The organism is Burkholderia theae, from assembly GCF_048565265.1.
In the GTDB taxonomy this organism is placed as follows: domain Bacteria; phylum Pseudomonadota; class Gammaproteobacteria; order Burkholderiales; family Burkholderiaceae; genus Burkholderia; species Burkholderia theae.
In genome coordinates this window covers 3,338,873-3,358,397 of the sequence record NZ_CP183461.1, presented here as the reverse complement: position 1 = coordinate 3,358,397, position 19,525 = coordinate 3,338,873, and the positions used below count along the sequence as shown (strand labels likewise).

Annotated in this window: 22 protein-coding genes; 18 read left to right on the top strand and 4 right to left on the bottom strand. The window is 66.9% G+C overall.

Translation table 11 applies throughout. The features are described 5' to 3' along the window. Positions 1-59: 59 nt before the first annotated feature. Positions 60-866: a phosphoribosyltransferase family protein gene (locus ACN22W_RS15835; RefSeq protein ID WP_419685360.1), complete on the bottom strand. Its 807-nt coding sequence runs from the start codon at positions 864-866 to the stop codon at positions 60-62. An 83-nt stretch (positions 867-949) separates the two neighbouring features. On the opposite strand from ACN22W_RS15835, the gene ACN22W_RS15830 reads away from it, so the two are divergent. The 8 genes from ACN22W_RS15830 to ACN22W_RS15795 all read left to right on the top strand — a co-directional run bounded on the left by ACN22W_RS15830 (position 950) and on the right by ACN22W_RS15795 (position 7,997). Further along, entirely contained in the window at positions 950-1,915 is a 966-nt protein-coding gene (locus ACN22W_RS15830) for a methyltransferase domain-containing protein (protein WP_129513036.1), read from the top strand. Positions 1,916-2,110: 195 nt separating this feature from the next. After that, positions 2,111-2,635: a DUF2244 domain-containing protein gene (locus ACN22W_RS15825; RefSeq protein WP_129514702.1), complete on the top strand. Its 525-nt coding sequence runs from the start codon at positions 2,111-2,113 to the stop codon at positions 2,633-2,635. Between the two features lie 57 nt (positions 2,636-2,692). Continuing rightward, positions 2,693-4,282, top strand: coding sequence for a cytochrome c oxidase subunit II (gene coxB / locus ACN22W_RS15820; protein WP_419685359.1), 1,590 nt, complete (start codon positions 2,693-2,695; stop codon positions 4,280-4,282). 43 nt (positions 4,283-4,325) lie between these two features. Further along, a complete protein-coding gene (gene ctaD / locus ACN22W_RS15815; protein WP_048247050.1) occupies positions 4,326-5,933 on the top strand; it encodes a cytochrome c oxidase subunit I in 1,608 nt (535 codons plus the stop codon). A 69-nt stretch (positions 5,934-6,002) separates the two neighbouring features. Beyond that, positions 6,003-6,143: a cytochrome oxidase small assembly protein gene (locus ACN22W_RS15810; RefSeq protein ID WP_034179107.1), complete on the top strand. Its 141-nt coding sequence runs from the start codon at positions 6,003-6,005 to the stop codon at positions 6,141-6,143. A gap of 35 nt (positions 6,144-6,178) precedes the next feature. Next, positions 6,179-6,787 carry a cytochrome c oxidase assembly protein gene (locus tag ACN22W_RS15805; RefSeq protein WP_129513034.1) on the top strand — a complete coding sequence of 203 codons (609 nt, stop codon included), beginning with the start codon at positions 6,179-6,181 and terminating at the stop codon, positions 6,785-6,787. Positions 6,788-6,803: 16 nt separating this feature from the next. After that, positions 6,804-7,001 carry a DUF2970 domain-containing protein gene (locus ACN22W_RS15800; RefSeq protein ID WP_048247046.1) on the top strand — a complete coding sequence of 66 codons (198 nt, stop codon included), beginning with the start codon at positions 6,804-6,806 and terminating at the stop codon, positions 6,999-7,001. A 138-nt stretch (positions 7,002-7,139) separates the two neighbouring features. Further along, positions 7,140-7,997 carry a cytochrome c oxidase subunit 3 gene (locus ACN22W_RS15795; protein ID WP_048247044.1) on the top strand — a complete coding sequence of 286 codons (858 nt, stop codon included), beginning with the start codon at positions 7,140-7,142 and terminating at the stop codon, positions 7,995-7,997. Between the two features lie 184 nt (positions 7,998-8,181). On the opposite strand, the gene ACN22W_RS15790 is transcribed toward ACN22W_RS15795, so the two are convergent. Then, positions 8,182-8,391 (bottom strand): twin transmembrane helix small protein, encoded by a 210-nt coding sequence (locus ACN22W_RS15790; RefSeq protein WP_048247042.1) that lies wholly within the window; start codon positions 8,389-8,391, stop codon positions 8,182-8,184. 84 nt (positions 8,392-8,475) lie between these two features. Between ACN22W_RS15790 and ACN22W_RS15785 the strand changes: the two genes are divergently transcribed. The 5 genes from ACN22W_RS15785 to ACN22W_RS15765 are packed head-to-tail and all read left to right on the top strand — an operon-like array spanning position 8,476 to position 12,558. Continuing rightward, on the top strand, positions 8,476-9,186 hold the full coding sequence (locus tag ACN22W_RS15785) for an SURF1 family protein (RefSeq protein ID WP_419687433.1): 711 nt from the start codon (positions 8,476-8,478) through the stop codon (positions 9,184-9,186). Between the two features lie 60 nt (positions 9,187-9,246). Further along, positions 9,247-9,873, top strand: coding sequence for an SCO family protein (locus ACN22W_RS15780; RefSeq protein ID WP_193099153.1), 627 nt, complete (start codon positions 9,247-9,249; stop codon positions 9,871-9,873). Positions 9,874-9,898: 25 nt separating this feature from the next. Continuing rightward, complete coding sequence (locus tag ACN22W_RS15775; RefSeq protein WP_419685358.1) at positions 9,899-11,011, top strand: COX15/CtaA family protein; 1,113 nt, start codon at positions 9,899-9,901, stop codon at positions 11,009-11,011. An 8-nt stretch (positions 11,012-11,019) separates the two neighbouring features. Continuing rightward, positions 11,020-11,922 carry a heme o synthase gene (gene cyoE, locus ACN22W_RS15770; protein ID WP_048247036.1) on the top strand — a complete coding sequence of 301 codons (903 nt, stop codon included), beginning with the start codon at positions 11,020-11,022 and terminating at the stop codon, positions 11,920-11,922. Between the two features lie 18 nt (positions 11,923-11,940). Then, a complete protein-coding gene (locus tag ACN22W_RS15765; RefSeq protein ID WP_129513030.1) occupies positions 11,941-12,558 on the top strand; it encodes an SCO family protein in 618 nt (205 codons plus the stop codon). Positions 12,559-12,715: 157 nt separating this feature from the next. Here ACN22W_RS15765 and ACN22W_RS15760 read toward each other — a convergent pair whose 3' ends face one another. Next, the gene (locus ACN22W_RS15760) at positions 12,716-13,006 is read right to left on the bottom strand and encodes a YciI family protein (RefSeq protein WP_034179097.1); all 291 of its coding nucleotides are present in this window, start codon (positions 13,004-13,006) and stop codon (positions 12,716-12,718) included. A gap of 236 nt (positions 13,007-13,242) precedes the next feature. On the opposite strand from ACN22W_RS15760, the gene ACN22W_RS15755 reads away from it, so the two are divergent. Continuing rightward, positions 13,243-14,877, top strand: coding sequence for a methyl-accepting chemotaxis protein (locus tag ACN22W_RS15755; protein WP_419685357.1), 1,635 nt, complete (start codon positions 13,243-13,245; stop codon positions 14,875-14,877). Positions 14,878-15,065: 188 nt separating this feature from the next. Beyond that, a complete protein-coding gene (locus tag ACN22W_RS15750) occupies positions 15,066-15,881 on the top strand; it encodes a MetQ/NlpA family ABC transporter substrate-binding protein (protein WP_129513028.1) in 816 nt (271 codons plus the stop codon). Positions 15,882-15,991: 110 nt separating this feature from the next. Here the strand turns inward: ACN22W_RS15750 and ACN22W_RS15745 are convergent, their stop codons facing one another. Next, complete coding sequence (locus ACN22W_RS15745; RefSeq protein ID WP_048247028.1) at positions 15,992-16,300, bottom strand: VF_A0006 family four-cysteine protein; 309 nt, start codon at positions 16,298-16,300, stop codon at positions 15,992-15,994. Between the two features lie 333 nt (positions 16,301-16,633). On the opposite strand from ACN22W_RS15745, the gene ACN22W_RS15740 reads away from it, so the two are divergent. The 3 genes from ACN22W_RS15740 (at position 16,634) to ACN22W_RS15730 (ending at position 19,430) form a co-directional block, all read left to right on the top strand. Beyond that, entirely contained in the window at positions 16,634-17,599 is a 966-nt protein-coding gene (locus tag ACN22W_RS15740) for an ABC transporter substrate-binding protein (protein ID WP_048247026.1), read from the top strand. Between the two features lie 138 nt (positions 17,600-17,737). Further along, the gene (locus ACN22W_RS15735; protein ID WP_048247024.1) at positions 17,738-18,634 is read left to right on the top strand and encodes an ABC transporter permease; all 897 of its coding nucleotides are present in this window, start codon (positions 17,738-17,740) and stop codon (positions 18,632-18,634) included. 1 nt (position 18,635) lies between these two features. Beyond that, positions 18,636-19,430 (top strand): ABC transporter ATP-binding protein, encoded by a 795-nt coding sequence (locus tag ACN22W_RS15730; protein WP_048247023.1) that lies wholly within the window; start codon positions 18,636-18,638, stop codon positions 19,428-19,430. Positions 19,431-19,525 lie beyond the last annotated feature (95 nt).

The window sequence follows — 19,525 nt, the reverse complement described above, 5'->3', positions numbered from 1 at the left end:
CGTTCCCGGCCGGCCGGTTCGTGACGGCCGCGTTCGCGGCGGCCGGCCTCTGTATCTAATTAATCCCTGGCGGTGCGCAGCGCAACCAGATTCGTCACGCGCGCGGCGCCCGCCGCCTTCAGCGCATGCGCGGCGGCCGCGAGCGTCGCGCCGGACGTCATCACGTCGTCGACGAGCGCGACGTGACGGCCGGCGACGTCGCCGGCCACCGCGAACGCCGCCATCACGTTGTCGCGTCGCGCGCGAAGGTCGAGCCGCGACTGCGGCGCGGTGTCGGTGACGCGCGCGAGCAGCACCGCATCCGCGCGGACGCCGAGCCGGCTCGCAAGAGGACGCGCGATCGCCCACGCCTGGTTGTAGCCACGCGCGACGAGCCGCCGGTGCGACAGCGGCACCGGCGCGACCAGGTCGAAGCCGCTTGTGCCGTGCGTATCGTCGACCAGCCGGGCGAGCCGCGTTGCAAATTCGGCGCCGATCGCGAGTCGCGCATGAAACTTCAGGCCGCGCGCGAGCCCGTCGAGCGGCGCGCGGTAATCCGCAAGCGCGAGCGTCGCGTCGAATGGCGGTGGCGCCGTGCGGCACGCGTCGCACCGGTAGGCGGCCGCGCGGCCGGCACGGGTGTGCCCGCCGCGGGACGACGGGTCCGAACGCGGCCGCCCGGTGCCCAGCGGCAGCGCGCAGACGTCGCAGCGCAGCCGCGCTTCATTCCAGTACGCGGCGTCGCAAGCGCCGCAAATCACGGCATGTGACAAATTGCCGCACAGTGCGCAGCGATTCGGCAACGCGATCGCGGCGATGCGTGCTGCCAGCGCGCGAGCCTGCGACAAAACGACGCGCATCGTGCGCGGAGCGGAACTGCGGATCATCGCGAACACTCCTGGCCGCCCCGTCTCGATGAAGCCTGCGGGGCGAGCGAGTATACTTCGGGCTCTTCGCCAGTGTGCCCGACATGTCCCCAGCTTCGACTTCAACCAGCCGTCCGGCCAATGACGCCGGGCGCCTGCGGCGGATCTTCGACCGCCGTGCCGCCACGTTCGACGCGGTCGCGTTCCTGCCGCGCGAGATCGCGCAGCGGATGAACGAACGCCTCGAATACATCAAGGTGAGTCCAACGGCCGTGCTCGACGCGGGCTGCGGCCCCGGCGACGACCTGCCGGCGCTGCGCGCGCGCTTTCCGGAGGCGCCCGTATTCGGCGTCGACCTGTCCGGCGCGATGCTCGCGCGGGCCGGCCAGCGCGAGGTCGAGCAGGCGAGCTGGCGCCGCTGGCTGCCGGCTTCGCTCGGCCGGGCACTGGGCCAGCGCGGCCCGCGCGTCGCGCAGGCCGATTTCGCCGCGCTGCCGTTTCCGGGCGGCGCGTTCGACCTGATCTGGTCGAACCTCGCCCTCCACTGGCATTCGCGCCCCGACGCGGTGCTGCCCGAATGGCAGCGCGTGCTGCGCGTCAACGGCCTGCTGATGTTTAGCACGCTCGGCCCCGATACGCTGCGCGAACTGCGCGCGGCCTGCGCGGACGCCGAAGCGGCGCTCGGCATTGCGCCGCCTGCCGCGCGCGTGATCGATTTCGTCGACATGCACGACCTCGGCGACATGCTCGTCGAGAGCGGCTTCGAGATTCCCGTGATGGATCAGGAAGTGCTGACCGTCACCTACAAATCCCCCGACTCCCTGCTGGCCGACGTGCGCCGCTGGGGCGCCTATCCGTTCGAGCGCGCGGCGCCGCAGCGCGCGACGCGGCGCTTTCGCGCGGCGCTCGGCGACGCGCTGGAGGCGCGCCGGCGCGCGGACGGCACGATTCCGCTGACCTTCGAGGTGATCTACGGCCACGCCTGGAAGGCCGTGCCGCGCACGACCGCCGAAGGGCACGGGATCGTGCGCATCGAGGACATCGGGAAGGGCCGTCCGAAGAATCGGTAAAGCGGTAAAGAGGGGTTTTGTTATGTCTGAAATTAGCGGCGCAAAGCGGGGTCGAATTGGCGCCAAAAACGGCCGGAAAGCTTGTCGCGCTTGGCTTGCGGGGCGATAGGCGCTTGCTTGTGGATGCCATTGAACCCGCCTATAATGCGTCAGCTTGTCGTCCCGGGGTCCCCGCAATACGGGGCGACGAGTCCGATGCAGGCATGCATCGCATGCCATTCGCGTGAGGCGGCGATGGAAGCAGCGAGTGTTTCGGCGGAGACGACGAACGGCGAACCGGTCCTCCAGGACTGGCTGATCAAACGCAACTGTTCGGTGTCGCCACGCCAGTTCGTGCTGTTTTACGCGTCGCTTGCGGGCTTCTCGCTGGTGATTGCGACGTTGCTGATGTGGAGGGGGGCCTGGCTCGTCATGCCCTTCACCGGAATCGAGTTGCTGGTGGTGGGTGTCGCATTTGCGATCTATGCTCGCCATGCGGTCGATTACGAACGCATCAGGCTGTTTCCGCACCGGCTCGTGATCGAGCGGATGGATGCGGAGCGGCTCACGCAGATCGAATTCAACCCGCGCTGGGTGCGGGTCGAGCCGGGTGCGACGCCACGCGATCCGATTCGACTGGTATCGCGCGGGCAGACCGTCGTAATCGGGCAGCATCTCGCGCAGTACAAGCGTGCGCAGTTCGCCGACGAACTGCGAGTGTCGCTCAGGCGCTGCGGCTGACGAGGCGCGGGCACCGGCCGGGAACAGGCCGGCGGCTTGCGACGGGGGAGGGTTTGAATGGAAATTTTGGGTAAGGATGCTATGAAAACAATCAAGCGAGCCCTCACGGGCGTGCTGGCATGCAGCGGTTTGCTCTTTGCCGGTGCCGCCCTGGCGGTCGGTGATAGCCCGGGCGGCCCCCGCGTCAACGAGATCAACTTTCAGCCGCCGGTCACGAAAATCGCCGAGGAGCTCTACGATCTCCACACGATGATGCTGATCCTGTGTACGGTGATCTTCGTCGGCGTGTTCGGCGTGATGTTCTATTCGATCTTCGCGCACCGCAAATCCAAGGGCCACAAGGCCGCCAATTTCCATGAAAGCACGACCGTCGAGATCATCTGGACGATCGTGCCGTTCGTCATCGTCGTGCTGATGGCGCTGCCGGCGACGAAGGCCGTCGTCGCGATGAAAGACACGACGAACGCCGATCTCACGATCAAGGTCACCGGCTACCAGTGGAAGTGGGGCTACGACTACGTGAAGGGCCCGGGCGAGGGCATCGGCTTCCTGTCGACGCTGAGCACCCCGCGTGACGAAGTGATGGGCAAGAAGCCGATCACCGACACCTATCTGCAGGAAGTCGACAACCCGCTCGTCGTGCCGGTCAACAAGAAGATCCGCATCATCACGACCGCGAACGACGTCGTCCACTCGTGGTACGTGCCCGCGTTCGGCGTGAAGCAGGATGCGATTCCCGGCTTCGTCCGCGACACGTGGTTCAAGGCCGACAAGGTCGGTACCTTCCGCGGTTTCTGTACCGAGCTGTGCGGCAAGGAACACGCGTACATGCCGGTCGTCGTCGAAGTCCTGTCGGAAGACGACTACGCGAAGTGGGTGACCGCGCAGAAGGCCAAGATGGCCAGCGCGTCGGTCGATCCGAACAAGGTATACACGATGGCCGAACTCGTCGCGCACGGCGAGGAAGTCTACAAGGCGAACTGCGCGGCCTGCCACCAGGTGAGCGGCAAGGGCCTCGGCGCGTTCCCGGCGATGGACGGCAGCCCGATCGTGAACGGCCCGATCGCCGGACACGTCGAGCGCGTGCTGCACGGCAAGGGTGCAATGCCGTCGTGGGCATCGCTGTCGGACCTCGACATCGCATCGGTCATCACGTACGAGCGCAATTCGTGGGGCAACCACAAGAACGACCTGCTGCAGCCGAAGCAAGTGGCTGACGCGCGCAACGGCAAGATGCCGGAAGACACGGCGGGCGCAGCGGCGCCGGCTGCAGCGGCACCGGCGCAAGCCGCGTCGGGCGCAGCCGAGCAGCCGGCGGCAGCATCGGCATCGGCCGCGCTGTCGACGATCTACTTCGAAACGGGCAAGAGCGCGCTGCCGGCCGACGCGAAGGCGGCGATCGCCGCCGCGGCCGACTATGCGAAGGCACATCCGGACGCGAAGCTCGCGCTGTCGGGCTTCACCGACAAGACGGGCTCGGCCGACGCGAACGCCGAACTGGCCAAGCAGCGCGCACTGGCTGTGCGCGACGCGCTGAAGGCGGCCGGCGTGGCGGAAGACCACATCATCATGAAAAAGCCGGAAACGATCACGGGCGGGGCTGACGCTAAGGAAGCCCGGCGGGTCGAGATCGGTCCGGCGGCTTGACGTGTCGCTCAGTTAGTCGACGTATTCGCATTAGGAGATTCTCATGTCTAGCATCGGGCACGACGTAGCCGCGGACCACGCGCACGACGACCACGCGCACGAAACACCGCATGGCTGGCGGCGCTGGTTGTTCGCCACCAACCACAAGGACATCGGTACGCTGTACCTGCTGTTCTCGTTCATCATGTTCCTGTCGGGCGGCGTGATGGCGCTCGGCATCCGTGCCGAGCTGTTCGAGCCGGGCCTGCAGATCATGCGTCCGGAGTTCTTCAACGAACTCACGACGATGCACGGTCTGATCATGGTGTTCGGCGCGATCATGCCGGCGTTCGTCGGCTTCGCGAACTGGATGATTCCGCTGCAGATCGGCGCATCCGACATGGCGTTCGCGCGGATGAACAACTTCAGCTTCTGGCTGCTGCCGGTTGCCGCCGTGCTGCTGGTCGGCTCGTTCTTCGCGCCGGGCGGCGCGACGGCCGCCGGCTGGACGCTGTACGCGCCGCTGTCGACGCAGATGGGCCCGGGCATGGACTTCGCGATCTTCGCGGTCCACTTGATGGGTGCATCGTCGATCATGGGCGGGATCAACATCGTCGTGACGATCCTGAACATGCGCGCACCGGGCATGACGCTGATGAAGATGCCGATGTTCGCATGGACGTGGCTGATCACGGCGTACCTGCTGATCGCGGTGATGCCGGTTCTGGCAGGCGCGATCACGATGGTGCTGTTCGACCGCCACTTCGGCACGTCGTTCTTCAACGCGGCAGGCGGCGGCGACCCGGTGATGTACCAGCACATCTTCTGGTTCTTCGGCCACCCCGAGGTGTACATCATGATTCTGCCGGCGTTCGGGATCGTGTCGCAGGTGATCCCGGCGTTCGCACGCAAGACGCTGTTCGGCTATAGCTCGATGGTGTACGCGACGGCTTCGATCGCGATCCTGTCGTTCATGGTCTGGGCGCACCACATGTTCGCGACGGGCATGCCGGTCACCGGCCAGCTGTTCTTCATGTACGCGACGATGCTGATCGCCGTGCCGACGGGCGTGAAGGTGTTCAACTGGCTCGCGACGATGTGGCGCGGCTCGATGACCTTCGAAACCCCGATGCTGTTCGCGATCGGCTTCCTGTTCGTGTTCACGTTCGGCGGCCTGACGGGCCTGATGCTCGCGATGGCGCCGCTCGACATCCAGTATCACGGGACCTACTTCGTGGTGGCGCACTTCCACTACGTGCTGGTGGCGGGTTCGTTGTTCGCGCTGTTCTCGGGCTGGTATTACTGGGCGCCGAAGTGGACGGGCTGGATGTACAACGAGACGCGCGGCAAGATCCACTTCTGGGCGTCGATGATCTTCTTCAACCTGACGTTCTTCCCGATGCACTTCGTCGGTCTCGCAGGCATGCCGCGTCGTTATGCGGACTACCCGGCGCAGTTCACGGACTTCAACCAGGTTGCGACGATCGGCGCATTCGGCTTCGGCCTCGCGCAGGTGTACTTCCTGTTCGCGGTCGCGCTGCCGGCCTACCGTGGCGGCGGCGAGCTGGAAAAGGCGTCGGACAAGCCGTGGGATGGCGCGACGGGCCTCGAGTGGACGGTGCCGAGCCCGGCTCCCTTCCACACGTTCGAGCAACCGCCGCACGTCGAGTAAGTTTCACTGTGCGTTCCGCCGCTGCCTGCCGCTCAGGCAGGCGCGGCGGGCGCCGAACCGAAGTTTCAGATGACCCGGAATCCACAAGAAAGACGAACGCCCGAGCAGATCCGCGCGGGCAACAAGCGGCTCGGCCTCATCCTGCTCGTCATCGCCGCCGTTTTTTTTGTGGGTGTCGTGATCAAGCAGTGGTGGCTGTCCACTCACTGAAGCAGTAACTGACGCAGTAGCGAGGAAGTTGTCGTATGTCGAAGCCGGAAGAGGGCGCCGTCGATCGCGCGTTCAATCGTTCGATGCTGGTGAAGCTCTTCGTCGTGGCCGGGCTGATGTTCGGGTTCGGCTTCGCGCTGATCCCGATGTATCGGGCGATCTGCCAGATCACCGGCATCAACAACCTGGTGCAGCGCGACGTCAGCGAGCGCGAGGTGAAGAACTCGCAGGTCGACTATAGCCGCACGGTGTCGGTCGAGTTCGATGCGAACGCGCGCGGGCCGCTCGGTTTCAAGCCGGAGCACAACAGTCTCGACGTGCATCCGGGCGAACTGACGACGATCGTGTACGACGTGACGAACGGGCAGGGCAGGCCGGTCGTTGCACAGGCGATTCCGAGCTACGCGCCGAAGCAGGCGACGGAGTTCTTCAAGAAGATCGAATGCTTTTGCTTCACGCAGCAGACGCTGGCCGCGAACGAGTCGCGCAAGATGCCGGTGGTGTTCGTGATCGATCCGAAACTGCCGAAGGACGTGAAGACGATCACGCTGTCGTACACGTTCTTCGAACTGAATACGCCGGCCGCACCGGCGCCGGCGACGCGCAGCACGGCGTCGCAGGGCGCGGCGACGCCGGGTGCATGACGACGGAGGCGGGGCGATGACGGAGGTCAAGCGCGGCGGGTTCGGCCAGGCAGTGAAGGCCGTGCTGTGGTCGTTCTTCGGGGTGCGCAAGCGGCGCGACCTGGAGGCCGACGCGACGCAGCTGAATCCGCTGCACGTGCTGATCGTCGCGTTGATCGCGGCCGGCGTGTTCATCGGCGTGCTGATCCTGATCGTGCGTGCGGTCGTGGGCTGAAGCCCGCGGCAACGAAAGAATGCAGTGCGCGGCGCCACGGCGACGCGTGCGGATAAGCGCGGTGGCGGTCACGCCGCGCAAGAAATAAAGCCGGAGCGGTTTCCGGTACACAAATTGGACTGAAGTGGAGAATCAAGCATGAGCGGTCAAAACCAGACCCCGTACTATTTCGTGCCGCATCCGTCGCACCATCCGATCAGTGCGGCCACCGGCCTGCTGGTCATGCTCGGATCGGCGGCGCTGTGGATCAACGGTCACGACTGGGCGCCGTTTACGGCGTTGCTCGGCCTGCTGTGGTTGCTCTTCACGCTGTATCACTGGTTCGGCGACGCGATCGCCGAATCGGAAGGCGGTCATTACGGCAAGAACGTCGACAAGTCGTACCGCTGGAGCATGAGCTGGTTCATCTTCTCGGAAGTCATGTTCTTCGGCGCGTTCTTCGGCGCGCTGTTCTACGCGCGTGAAATCGCGCTGCACCAGCTCGGCAGCCTCGACTACAAGCTGATCTGGCCGGATTTCTCCGCAGTGTGGCCGAACGAAGGCCCCGCAGCACTCGCCGGTCACTTCAAGACGATGGGCCCGTGGCCGGTCCCGACGCTGAACACGGCATTCCTGCTGTCGTCCGGTGTGACGCTGACGATCTCGCACCACGCACTGCGTGACGATCATCGCAAGAAGGCGATCGCCTGGATGGCCGCGACGCTCGCGTTCGGTATCTGCTTCCTGTTCCTGCAGGGCTTCGAGTACTACCACGCGTACAACGAACTGAACCTGACGCTGAATTCGGGCGTGTACGGTTCGACGTTCTTCCTGCTGACCGGCTTCCACGGCTTCCACGTGTTCCTCGGCGGCACGATGCTCGCGGTGGTGCTGGTGCGGATGATCCGCGGCCACTTCACGCCCGAACATCACTTCGCATTCGAAGGCGCCGCGTGGTACTGGCACTTCGTCGACGTCGTCTGGCTCGGCCTGTACGTCGTCGTCTACTGGCTGTAAATGGAACAACGGCCCGCGCAGCAATGCGCGGGCCGTTTTCATTGGTGTCGAGCGGGCAGCGGCTGGCTGCCTGCCGACACCACCCTGGCGCCGCCGCGACTCAGTCAGGCGGCGCTTTTGCTTGGTGCCGCGGCCATGCGGCGAAATGTCACAGCGGGTGGCAGCGGCCGTGGCGGCACATGCATCAACGCCCGATCGGCAAGCCGGTCGGATGGATCCAGCCCATCCAGTTCGCGAGCAGGATGAGCAGGAACAGCGAGACCGACAGCCCGACGCGGGTGGCGAGCGACCAGACCATGCGTTTCGTGTGGCCGCGGTCGTGCATCATGAAGTAGAGCGCCGAGCCCATGCTGGCAATGATGAGGACGAAGGCGATGGGAACGAGGATGTGCATGACACGAACCGGACGACGGCAATTCGAAAGGAGGGGGATAATTATCGCACTTCGCTTTCGCGCATGTGCCGGGCGGGCGGCATGATGAAGATTCGCTGGCTGCCTGCGCTGCTGATCCTCGTCGTCGTCGCCGTCACGATCCGTCTCGGCTTCTGGCAGCGCGACCGTGCGCACCAGAAGGAAGCGCTGCAGGCGAGCATCGAGCGCTTCGAGCATGCGGCGCCGGTCGACATCGGCGCGCAGCCGATTCCGCTGGCGTCGATCGAGTTTCATCGCGTGCGTGCGAAAGGCCGGTTCGTGCCCGAGCAAGCCGTGTTTCTCGACAATCGGCCGTATAACGACCAGCCGGGTTTTTACGTCGTGATGCCGTTTAAACTCACGGGCGGCGGCGTCGTGCTGGTCAACCGCGGCTGGCTGCCGCGCAGCATCGCCGATCGCACGGCGATCGAGCCGTTCGCGACGCCCGCGGGCGACGTCGAGATCGTGGGCATCGCGCGCGCCGACGCGTCGCGCGCGTTCGAGCTCGGCGAAGGCGGTTCGGCGGCGCACCAGAAGATCCGGCAGAACCTGGACGTCGGCGCGTATGCGCGGGAAACGGGGCTGCCGCTGCAGCCGTTCGTGATCCAGCAGACGAGCGACGACGGCGACAAGCTGGTGCGCGACTGGCCGGCGGCGACGACCGGCGTCGAGCGCAATTACGGTTACATGTTTCAGTGGTGGGCGATGGCGGCGGCCGCGCTCGGCTTCGGGCTGTACGCCGCGCGGCGTGCGGCGAAGAAGTCGGCCGGCGCATGAGCGCCTTGCCAGGACGCGGCGCAAGTGCCGCGGGTTCGTTTCGAGAGGTCTGATTTGTCCATGCAATCTTCCCGTCAGGGTCCGGCCGCCGAGCCGGTTTCGCCGGCGGCCCGCAAGCGCGGCCGCTGGATGCTCGTGCTGCTCGGGCTCGTGTGCGCCGCGCCGATGCTCGCGTCGTACTTCACCTATTACGTGATCAAGCCGAAGGGCGGCTCGACGAACTACGGCACGCTGATCGAGCCGCAGCGGCCGATTCCGGCGGATCTGCAAGTCACCGACGAAACCGGCAAGACCGTGCCGCTGTCGTCGCTGCGCGGCGTATGGCTGTTCGTGATGACCGACCGCAGCGCGTGCGACGAAGCGTGCGCGCAGAAGCTCTATTTCATGCGCCAGATCCGCGTCACGCAGGCGGGCGAACGGCACCGGATCACGATGGTGTGGCTGCGCGGGGATGCGGGCGCGATGCCGCAGAAGGTGCTGGATGCGTATCCCGACACGCGCCGGCTCGTCGCCGATCCGGCGGCGGTTGCCGCGTGGCTGCCGGCCGACGCCGGCACGAAGGACAGCGACCACATCTACATGGTCGACCCGAACGGCAACCTGATGATGCGTTTCCCGAAAGATCCGAATCCCAGCAAGATCAAGGCGGACGTCACGAAGCTGCTGAAGTGGTCGAGCATCGGCTAAGGCGAGAGAACGAGGCACCATTCCGATGTCGTATCTACTGCAACTCGGCCTGATCGGCTTCTGCATCGCGCTGCTGCCGCTGTCGTACGTGTGGGTGAAGGCCGACGACGACAAGTTCCGCAAGCTCGTGTGGATCACCACCTTCCTCACCCTCGATCTGGTGATGTTCGGCGGCTTCACGCGGCTGACCGATTCGGGGCTCGGCTGTCCCGACTGGCCCGGCTGCTACGGCACGTCGTCGCCGTTCATCGCGCACGCCGCGATCACGGCCGCGCACCAGGCGATGCCGACGGGCCCCGTCAGCATGACCAAGGCGTGGATCGAGATGATCCACCGCTATTTCGCGATGGCGATCGGCGTGCTGATCATCGCGCAGGTCGTGATCGCGTGGTCCGCGCGGCTGCGCCGCCGCCCGCTGCACGTGTCGCCGTGGTGGCCGACGAGCCTGCTGCTGCTGATCGTCGTGCAGGGCGTGTTCGGCGCGTGGACGGTCACGATGAAGCTGCAGCCCGTGATCGTCACGACCCACCTGCTGCTCGGCCTCATGCTGCTCGGCACGCTCGGCTGGCTCGCGGCGCGGCAGACGCCGCTGCCGTCGCATGACTCGGAGGCCGGACGCTATCGCGCGGCCGCGCTTGCGGCGCTCGTGCTGCTGGTCGTGCAGATCGCGCTCGGCGGCTGGGTGAGCACCAACTACGCGGTGCTCGCGTGTACCGATTTCCCGACCTGCAATGGTCAGTGGATTCCGCCGATGGACTTCGGGCAGGGCTTCCATCTGTGGCGCGCGCTCGGGATGACGAAGGACGGCGACGCGATCACGCAGGACGCGCTGGTCGCGATCCACTGGACGCACCGCACGTTCGCGTTCGTCGTGGTCGCGTACCTGGTCGCGTTCGCGCTGAAGATGCGCCGCTTCGAGTCGCTGCGGCGGCCCGCGAACGGCGTGCTGCTGGTCGTCCTGCTGCAGTTCGTGACGGGCCTGACCAACATCGTGCTGCAGTGGCCGCTGCCGGTCGCCGTCGCGCACAACGGCGGGGCCGCGATCCTGCTGCTGCTCGTCGTCATGTTAAACTTTCGCATCCTTTCAAGCCGCCCCGGCCGTGTCGCGCAGCCTGCGCGCGACACGGCCCCGGCGTGACCGCCCCCATGCAAAGCACCCTCTCCCAATCGCCCGGTAGCCGGTTTTCCCAGTACATGGCGCTGACGAAGCCGCGTGTCACGCAGCTCGCGGTGTTCTGCGCGGTGATCGGCATGTTCCTCGCGACACCGGGCATGGTGCCGTGGCATGTGCTGATCGGCGGCACCGTTGGCATCTGGCTGCTGGCCGGCGCCGCGTTCGCGATCAATTGCCTCGTCGAACAGAAGATCGACGCGATGATGCGCCGTACCGCGTGGCGCCCGTCCGCGCGCGGCGAGATCACGACGCCGCAGATCCTGGTGTTCTCGGCCGTGCTCGGCAGCGTCGGCGCTTGGACGCTCTATACGTTCACGAACCCGCTGACGATGTGGCTGACGATCGCGACGTTCGTCGGCTACGCGGTGATCTACACGCTGCTGCTCAAGCCGATGACGCCGCAGAACATCGTGATCGGCGGCGCGTCGGGCGCGATGCCGCCGGCGCTCGGGTGGGCCGCGGTCACCGGCGCGGTGCCCGGCGACGCGTGGATTCTCGTGCTGATCATCTTCGTGTGGACGCCGCCGCATTTCTGGGTGCTCGCGCTTTATCGCCGCAAGGATTACGAGAGCGCGGGGCTGCCGATGCTGCCCGTCACGCACGGCGAGAAGTTCACGCGGCTGCACATCCTGCTGTACACGGTGATCCTGTTCGCGGTCACGCTGATGCCGTTCATCTCCGGGATGAGCGGGGCTGTCTACCTGACGAGCGCGGTGCTGCTCGGCGCGGTGTTCCTCGCGTATGCGTGGAAGATCTACCGCGACTATTCGGATGAACTCGCCCGCAAGGCCTTCCGCTACTCGATCGTCTATCTGTCGCTGCTGTTCGCCGCGCTGCTCGTCGATCACTACGCACGCCCGCTGCTCGGCGTGTAACCGCACGGTTTGAACGCAATGCTCCATTCACGGTTCGGGCGCCGCGCGCGCCAAGGCTGGATGCTCGCGTGCGCATTCACGGCAGCGCTGCTGCTCGCCGGATGCGACAACGCGCCGAAATTCCAGAATCTCGACATCACCGGCAACACGCAGTTCGGCAACGACTTCTCGCTGCCCGACACGGCCGGCAAGGTGCGCACGCTCGCCGACTTCAAGGGCAAGGCTGTCGTGATGTTCTTCGGCTATACGCACTGCCCGGACGTGTGCCCGACCACGATGGCCGAGCTGTCCGAGGCGCTGAAGCAGCTCGGGCCCGATGCCGCGAAGCGCGTGCAGGTGCTGTTCGTCACAGTCGATCCGGAGCGCGACACGCCGGCGCTGCTCGGCCAGTACGTGCCTGCGTTCGATCCGTCGTTCATCGGCCTGCGGCCGGCCGACGAAGCGGCGCTGAAGAAGGTCACGAAGGATTTCCGCGTCTATTACGCGAAGGTGCCCGGCAAGACGCCCGACAGCTACACGATGGATCACACCGCCGCGAGCTACGTGTTTGACCGCGACGGCAAGCTGCGCCTGTTCGTGCGCGACGGCCAGGGCCCCGGCCCGTGGGTCCACGACCTGAAGCTGCTGGTCGACTGAGCGGCATCCGCCGGGCGCGCGGCCCGGCGATCGCGTTGACGGCCGCCACGCGCCGTCACGCCTTCTCTCTTTCCCTCTCGTTGTTTGCATGCGCTGCCCGTCGGGCGGCGCGTCGGCCTGCGCGTGCGTTGCGCAGGCGTGCCGTGCAGGCGTCGCGTTACGGCAGCGCCGGCACGTTGAAGCCGGACGCGGCGCGCGTGATCCGGAATTCCGTCACGCGATACGTGGCGAGCCCCTCGGTGACGAACGGATCGGTCTTCAGGATCGCGTCCAGTTCGTCGCGATCGATGCGGGCCGCGAGGATCACGCCGCCTTCGCGCGGCACTTTCGGCCCGGCCGCGATGAAGATGCCCTTGTCGAACAGCGGCTGCAGATACGCGCGGTGGCGTTCGAGCGCGTCGTCGATGCGCTCGAGCGACGCGGTGTAGTGGATGTCGATGACGTACATGGATGGCCCTGGAATATCGCCGGTGCTGCGCGCGCCGGCCAGCCGGTCTTTGTAGCACAGCGGATGCGGGCTGTCGCGCCGGCGGGCGCGTGGCGGGGTGACGGCTGCGTGTCGGCCGCAGGTACGTCGCACCGGCGTGTATTCAAGTTGTAAGCCTCGTTGCCGTAAATAAAAGGGCAACCGTTTGCGCGCGGCGGGCCGTTCGTGCGCATCGACATCGACAACAAGGCACGCAGATGAGCAGAATGAGTTTGAACCGCAAGCTGTGGCTCGCGCTTGCGCTGGTATGGATCGGTCTCCTGGGCGTCGGCGCATGGAGCGCCTACGAGACGCGCGCGACGATGCTCGCCGAACGCAAGGCGGGCATCGCGAACCTCGTCGATTCGGCGGCCGGCATCGTGACGGCGTATCACGCGCTCGCGCAGAGCGGCACGCTGCCCGAGGCCGACGCGAAGCGCGACGCGCTCGCGAGTCTCGCCGCGATGCGCTACGGCGATTCGGGCTATGTGTTCGTGATGGACTCGAAGCCGGTCGTGCTGATGCATCCGACGCTGCCGAAGCTGGTCGGCACGCAGGTCGGCGACTATCTCGATCCGGACGGCAAGCCGCTGTTCGTCACGATCCTGAACGCGGCGAAGGCGACCGGCAGCGGTTTCGCCGAATATCGCGGGCGGCTGCCGCACAGCGAGACCGCCGTGCCGAAGATCAGCTACGTCACGCGTTTCGCGCCGTGGGACTGGAACATCTCGAGCGGCGTGTTCCTGAAGGACATCGACACCATCTACTACCGCACGCTGCTCGGCCACCTCGCGGTCGTGTTCGTGATCGGCTTCGTGATCAGCGCGGCGATGCTGGTGATCATCCGCAACGTGCGCGGCAGTCTCGGCGGCGAGCCCGACGAAGCGGCCGCGCTCGCGACGCGCATCGCGCAGGGCGACCTGACGCAGCCGGTGCCCGTGCGCGCGGGTGACCGCACGAGCATGATGGCCGCGATGCACGACATGCAGGCCCGGCTGCAGGCGACGATCGGCGGGATTCGCCAGTCGGCGGAAGCGATCGCGTCGGCGAGCCGCGAGATCTCGGCCGGCAACGACGACCTGTCGCAGCGCACCGAGGAGCAGGCCGCGTCGCTGGAAGAAACCGCCGCGAGCATGGAGCAGCTGACCGCGACGGTGAAGCAGAACGCGGACAACGCGCGGCAGGCGAGCGGGCTCGCGAACAACGCGTCGGACATCGCGCGCACGGGGAGCGACGTCGTGAACCGCGTGATCGGCACGATGGGCGAGATCGACGACAGCTCGCGCAAGATCGCCGACATCATCGGCGTGATCGAGGGCATCGCGTTCCAGACCAACATCCTCGCGCTGAACGCGGCGGTCGAGGCCGCGCGCGCGGGCGAGCAGGGCCGCGGTTTCGCGGTGGTCGCGGGCGAGGTGCGCTCGCTCGCGCAGCGCAGCGCGACGGCCTCGAAGGAAATCCGCGAGCTGATCGTCGACTCGGTTGAGCGCGTGCGCAACGGTTCGACGCTGGTCGGCCAGGCCGGCACGACGATGGGCGAGATCCTGCAGGCGGTCGCGCGCGTGACCGACATCATGGGCGAGATCGCGGCCGCGTCCGAGGAGCAGGCGAGCGGCATCACGCAGGTCGGGCGCGCGGTTACGCAGATGGACCAGGTGACGCAGCAGAACGCGGCGCTCGTCGAGGAGGCCGCCGCGGCTGCCGCATCGCTGCAGGAACAGGCCGCGCGGCTGCGCGACGCGGTCGGCGCATTCCGGACCGGCGACGCCGGCGGCCTGTCGCCGCGCCGGGCCGGCGCACGGGCGGCCGAACCCGCGTTCGGCGCGAAGGCGGCCGACGAGATGGTGGTTTGACGTTGTCGGTTTAAACGCAACTAACGGCCGGGTCATGCCGCCGCCGCCAGCACCGCTGCGGTGCATACCCATATGAGCGGGATGTATTTCACTTCCCGCCGATCCTGTGACACCATTTGCGCCTTCCTGCGAGTCGGGGCTTACCCGTATCGCGCCCTATTTCCAGTAAGCAAGAAAGCGAGAAACAGATGAAGCGTCGCAGTCTCCTGAAGGTATTTTCCGTGCTGGCTACCGGTGCAGCGCTGACGCTGTCGGCGGGCGCGCACGCCGAAGACAAGGTGATCAAGGTCGGCACGGTCGCCGGCCCGGATTCGGAAGTGTGGCAGCTCGTGCAGAAGGTCGCGAAGGAGAAGGAAGGCCTGAACGTGAAGGTCATCGAGTTCAACGACTACGTGCAGCCGAACGCGGCGCTCGACTCGGGCGACCTCGACGCGAACAGCTTCCAGCACCAGCCCTACCTCGACAGCCAGGTGAAGCAGCGCGGCTACAAGATCGTCAGCGCGGGCCTGACCTACATCTCGCCGATCGGCGTGTACTCGAAGAAGTTCAAGGCGCTGAAGGACCTGCCGCAAGGCGCGAAGCTCGCGGTGCCGAACGATCCGTCGAACGAGAACCGCGCGCTGCTGCTGCTGCAGACGCAAGGCGTGATCAAGCTGAAGGCGGGCGCCGGCACGGGCGGCAACAACGCGACGGTGCTCGACATCGCCGAGAACCCGAAGAAGCTGAAGATATCCGAGCTCGACGCCGCGCAACTGCCGCGCGTGCTGTCGGACGTCGACGCGGCCGTGATCAACACGAACTACGCGCTCGCCGCGAACCTGCAGCCGACCAAGGACGCGATCGCGCTCGAGGCGCTGACGAGCCCGTATGCGAACCTGATCGCCGTGCGCGCGAAGGACAAGGACCAGCCGTGGGTGAAGAAGCTGGTCAAGGCATACCAGTCGCCGGAAGTGAAGGAATTCATCAAGAAGCAGTTCAAGGGCTCGATGGTCGCGTCGTTCTGAACGCCGCACACCGGTCGGACCGCTGAACGAAAAGGGCCTGCATCGCGCAGGCCCTTTTTCGTTGGCGCAGCCGATCGACGGCCGCGCGGCGCCAGGCGTTCAGCGCTCGCTCACATCTCGCCGCGCCGCGAGCAGATCGACATGATCTGCTGGATCGCGTAGTTGTCGCGCACGCCCGGCAGCGACTGCACGACGCACTCGTGATAGCGCCGCTCGCGCGGCAGCAGCATCGCGTTGTTGCGGTACAGCGCGTCGCAGGAGCGCTGGATCAACTGGGCCGCCGCGCCGTTGCGGCTTTCGCGCAGCGCGTTGAGCATGCAGTCGTCGTATTGCTCGCTGCCGTCGGTCAGCGCGAACGCCGCGCCCGGCAGTGCCAGCGCGACGGCCGCGAATGCGATTGCACGGATCCCCCGTTTCATCTGTCCTCCGATGGAGTGGAATGGGTCGGCCGACAGCATAACGTAAAGCCGCAAGCGCGGCTGACGCGTTGCGCGGACACCGGCGGAAGCCGCCGCCGGACGGGCTTCTCGCGGGGGCGCGGGGCTTCCGCGGGCGGTGCGATCCGGTGCGCCGGGCGAAAGCGCGGAGTCAGGCGGTGGTCTGCGGAAATGGTATCCTCGTGCGTTCGCCGCCGCACGCCTTCCCGGGGCGCGAGCGGGCCGGCCGCCGCTGCGTTTCACGCGCGGCGCGCCCGCATGACGGCGGCGGGAATCCATCATCCAGAACCGACACAATACGGGGGAGACTCACCCATGAAGCGATTCAAGACTTTCGCGATCCGTTCGATCACGGCCGGCGTGGCCGCACTCGCGCTGGCGGGCGCCGCGCATGCGCAGACCGTCAAGGTCCTGTCGATCGTCGATCATCCGGCGCTCGATGCGATCCGCGACGGCGTGCGCGCCGAGCTGAAGGCGGAAGGCTTCGGCGACGACAAGCTCAAGTGGGAATACCAGAGCGCGCAGGGCAACACGGGCACGGCCGCGCAGATCGCGCGCAAGTTCGTCGGCGACCAGCCCGACGTGATCGTCGCGATCGCGACGCCGGCCGCGCAGTCGGTCGTCGCGGCGACCAAGAGCGTGCCCGTCGTCTATTCGGGCGTCACCGATCCGGTCGCCGCGCAGCTCGTGAAGGGCTGGGGCCCGTCGGGCACCAACGTGACGGGCGTGTCCGACAAGCTGCCGCTCGATCGCCAGGTCGCGCTGATCAAGCGCGTCGTGCCGAATGCGAAGACGGTCGGCATGGTCTATAACCCGGGCGAGGCGAATTCGGTCGTCGTCGTTCAAGCGCTCAAGGAGCTCCTCGCGAAGCAGGGGATGACGCTCAAGGAAGCGGCCGCGCCGCGCACCGTCGACATCGGGCCGGCCGCGAAGAGCCTGATCGGCAAGGTCGACGTGATCTACACGAACACCGACAACAACGTCGTGTCCGCGTACGAAGCGCTCGTGAAGGTCGCGAACGAAGCGAAGATCCCGCTCGTCGCCGGCGATACCGACAGCGTGAAGCGTGGCGGCATCGCCGCGCTCGGCATCAACTACGGCGACCTCGGTCGCCAGACGGGCAAGGTCGTCGCGCGCATCCTGAAGGGCCAGAAGCCGGGCGCGATCGCGTCGGAGACGAGCAGCAACCTCGAGCTGTTCGTCAACACGGGCGCGGCCGCGAAGCAGGGCGTGACGCTGTCGTCGGATCTCGTGAAGGAAGCGAAGACGGTCATCAAGTAAGCCGCGGCCCGACCGCCGCGCTGGCAGGCCCGATCCGGGCCTGAACGATACCGCCGGACGGGCGGCTCCCACCCGGGGCCGCCCGTCCGCTTCGCCCGGCCGTACACGTCCGGCCGGGAAGCAACAGGATTCCCCATCATGTCTCTGTTCTCGTTACTGGGCGCCCTGGAGATCGGCCTGATCTTCAGTCTCGTCGCCCTCGGGGTGCTGATCTCGTTTCGCATCCTCAACTTCCCCGACCTTACCGTCGACGGCAGCTTTCCGCTCGGCGGCGCCGTTGCCGCGACGCTGATCTCGGCCGGCTACGACCCGTTCTCCGCGACAGTGTTCGCGATCGTCGCGGGCGCGGTGGCCGGCTTCATCACCGGCTGGCTCAACGTGCGCCTGAAGATCATGGATCTGCTCGCCAGCATCCTGATGATGATCGCGCTCTATTCGGTGAACCTGCGGATCATGGGTCGGCCGAACGTGCCGCTCATCACCGAGCCGACGCTCTTCACCGTGCTGCAGCCCGACTGGATGCCCGACTACGTGCTGCGCCCGGCGCTACTCGCGATCGTCGTCGTGGTCGCGAAGCTCGGCCTCGACTGGTTCTTCTCGTCGCAGCTCGGCCTCGCGATGCGCGCGACCGGCGCGAATCCGCGGATGGCGCGTGCGCAAGGCATCGCGACGGGCCGCGCGACGCTCGCCGGGATGGCGCTGTCGAACGCGCTCGTCGCGCTCGCCGGCGCGCTGTTCGCGCAGACGCAGGGCGGCGCGGACATCTCGATGGGGATCGGCACGATCGTGATCGGGCTGGCCGCCGTGATCATCGGCGAGACGCTGCTGCCCGCGCGCCGGCTCGTGCTGACGACGCTCGCGGTCGTGCTCGGCGCGATCGTCTACCGCTTCTTCATCGCGCTCGCGCTGAACAGCGAATTCATCGGCCTGAAGGCGCAGGATCTGAACCTCGTGACGGCCGCGCTCGTCACGATCGCGCTGGTGCTGCCGGCGACGCGCAAGAAGCTGTTCGCGCGCAAGAACGGAGGGGCATGACATGCTGTCCGCACAAGACCTGAAACTCACGTTCAATCCCGGCACGCCGATCGAGACGCGCGCGCTGCGCGGGCTGTCGCTCGAGATCCCCGACGGCCAGTTCGTCGCGGTGATCGGCTCGAACGGCGCCGGCAAGTCGACCTTCCTCAATGCGGTCAGCGGCGACCAGCGCGTCGATTCGGGGCGCATCTCGATCGACGGCACGGACGTCACGCGCCAGGCCGCGTGGGACCGCGCGCACCTCGTCGCGCGCGTGTTCCAGGATCCGATGGCCGGCACCTGCGAGGCGCTGACGATCGAGGAGAACATGGCGCTCGCGACGGCGCGCGGCGTGCGGCGCGGCTTCCGGGCCGCGCTCGACCGGCCGTCGCGCGAGCTGTTCCGCGACAAGCTGCGGCTGCTGAATCTCGGCCTCGAGAACCGGCTGACCGACCGGATCGGGCTGCTGTCGGGCGGCCAGCGGCAGGCCGTGAGCCTGCTGATGGCGTCGCTGCGGCCGTCGCGGATCCTGCTGCTCGACGAGCACACGGCCGCGCTCGACCCGAAGACGGCCGCGTTCGTGCTGGAGCTGACCGCGCGCATCGTCGCCGAGAGCAAGCTGACCACGATGATGGTCACACACAGCATGCGGCAGGCGCTCGACTATGGCGACCGCACGGTGATGCTGCACCAGGGGCAGGTCGTGCTCGACGTGTCGGGCGACGCGCGCAAGGGGCTCGACGTGCCGGACCTGCTGCAGATGTTCGAGAAGGTGCGTCACGAGCAGCTCGACGACGACGCGTTGTTGCTGAGCTGACCGGCGGGCCGGCGCGCCGTAACATGGCGCGCGCGCCGGCTTCCCTCCCTGTTTTCCTCTGACGAAACACCGGTTTCGCACCGGTGCTGTGCGGC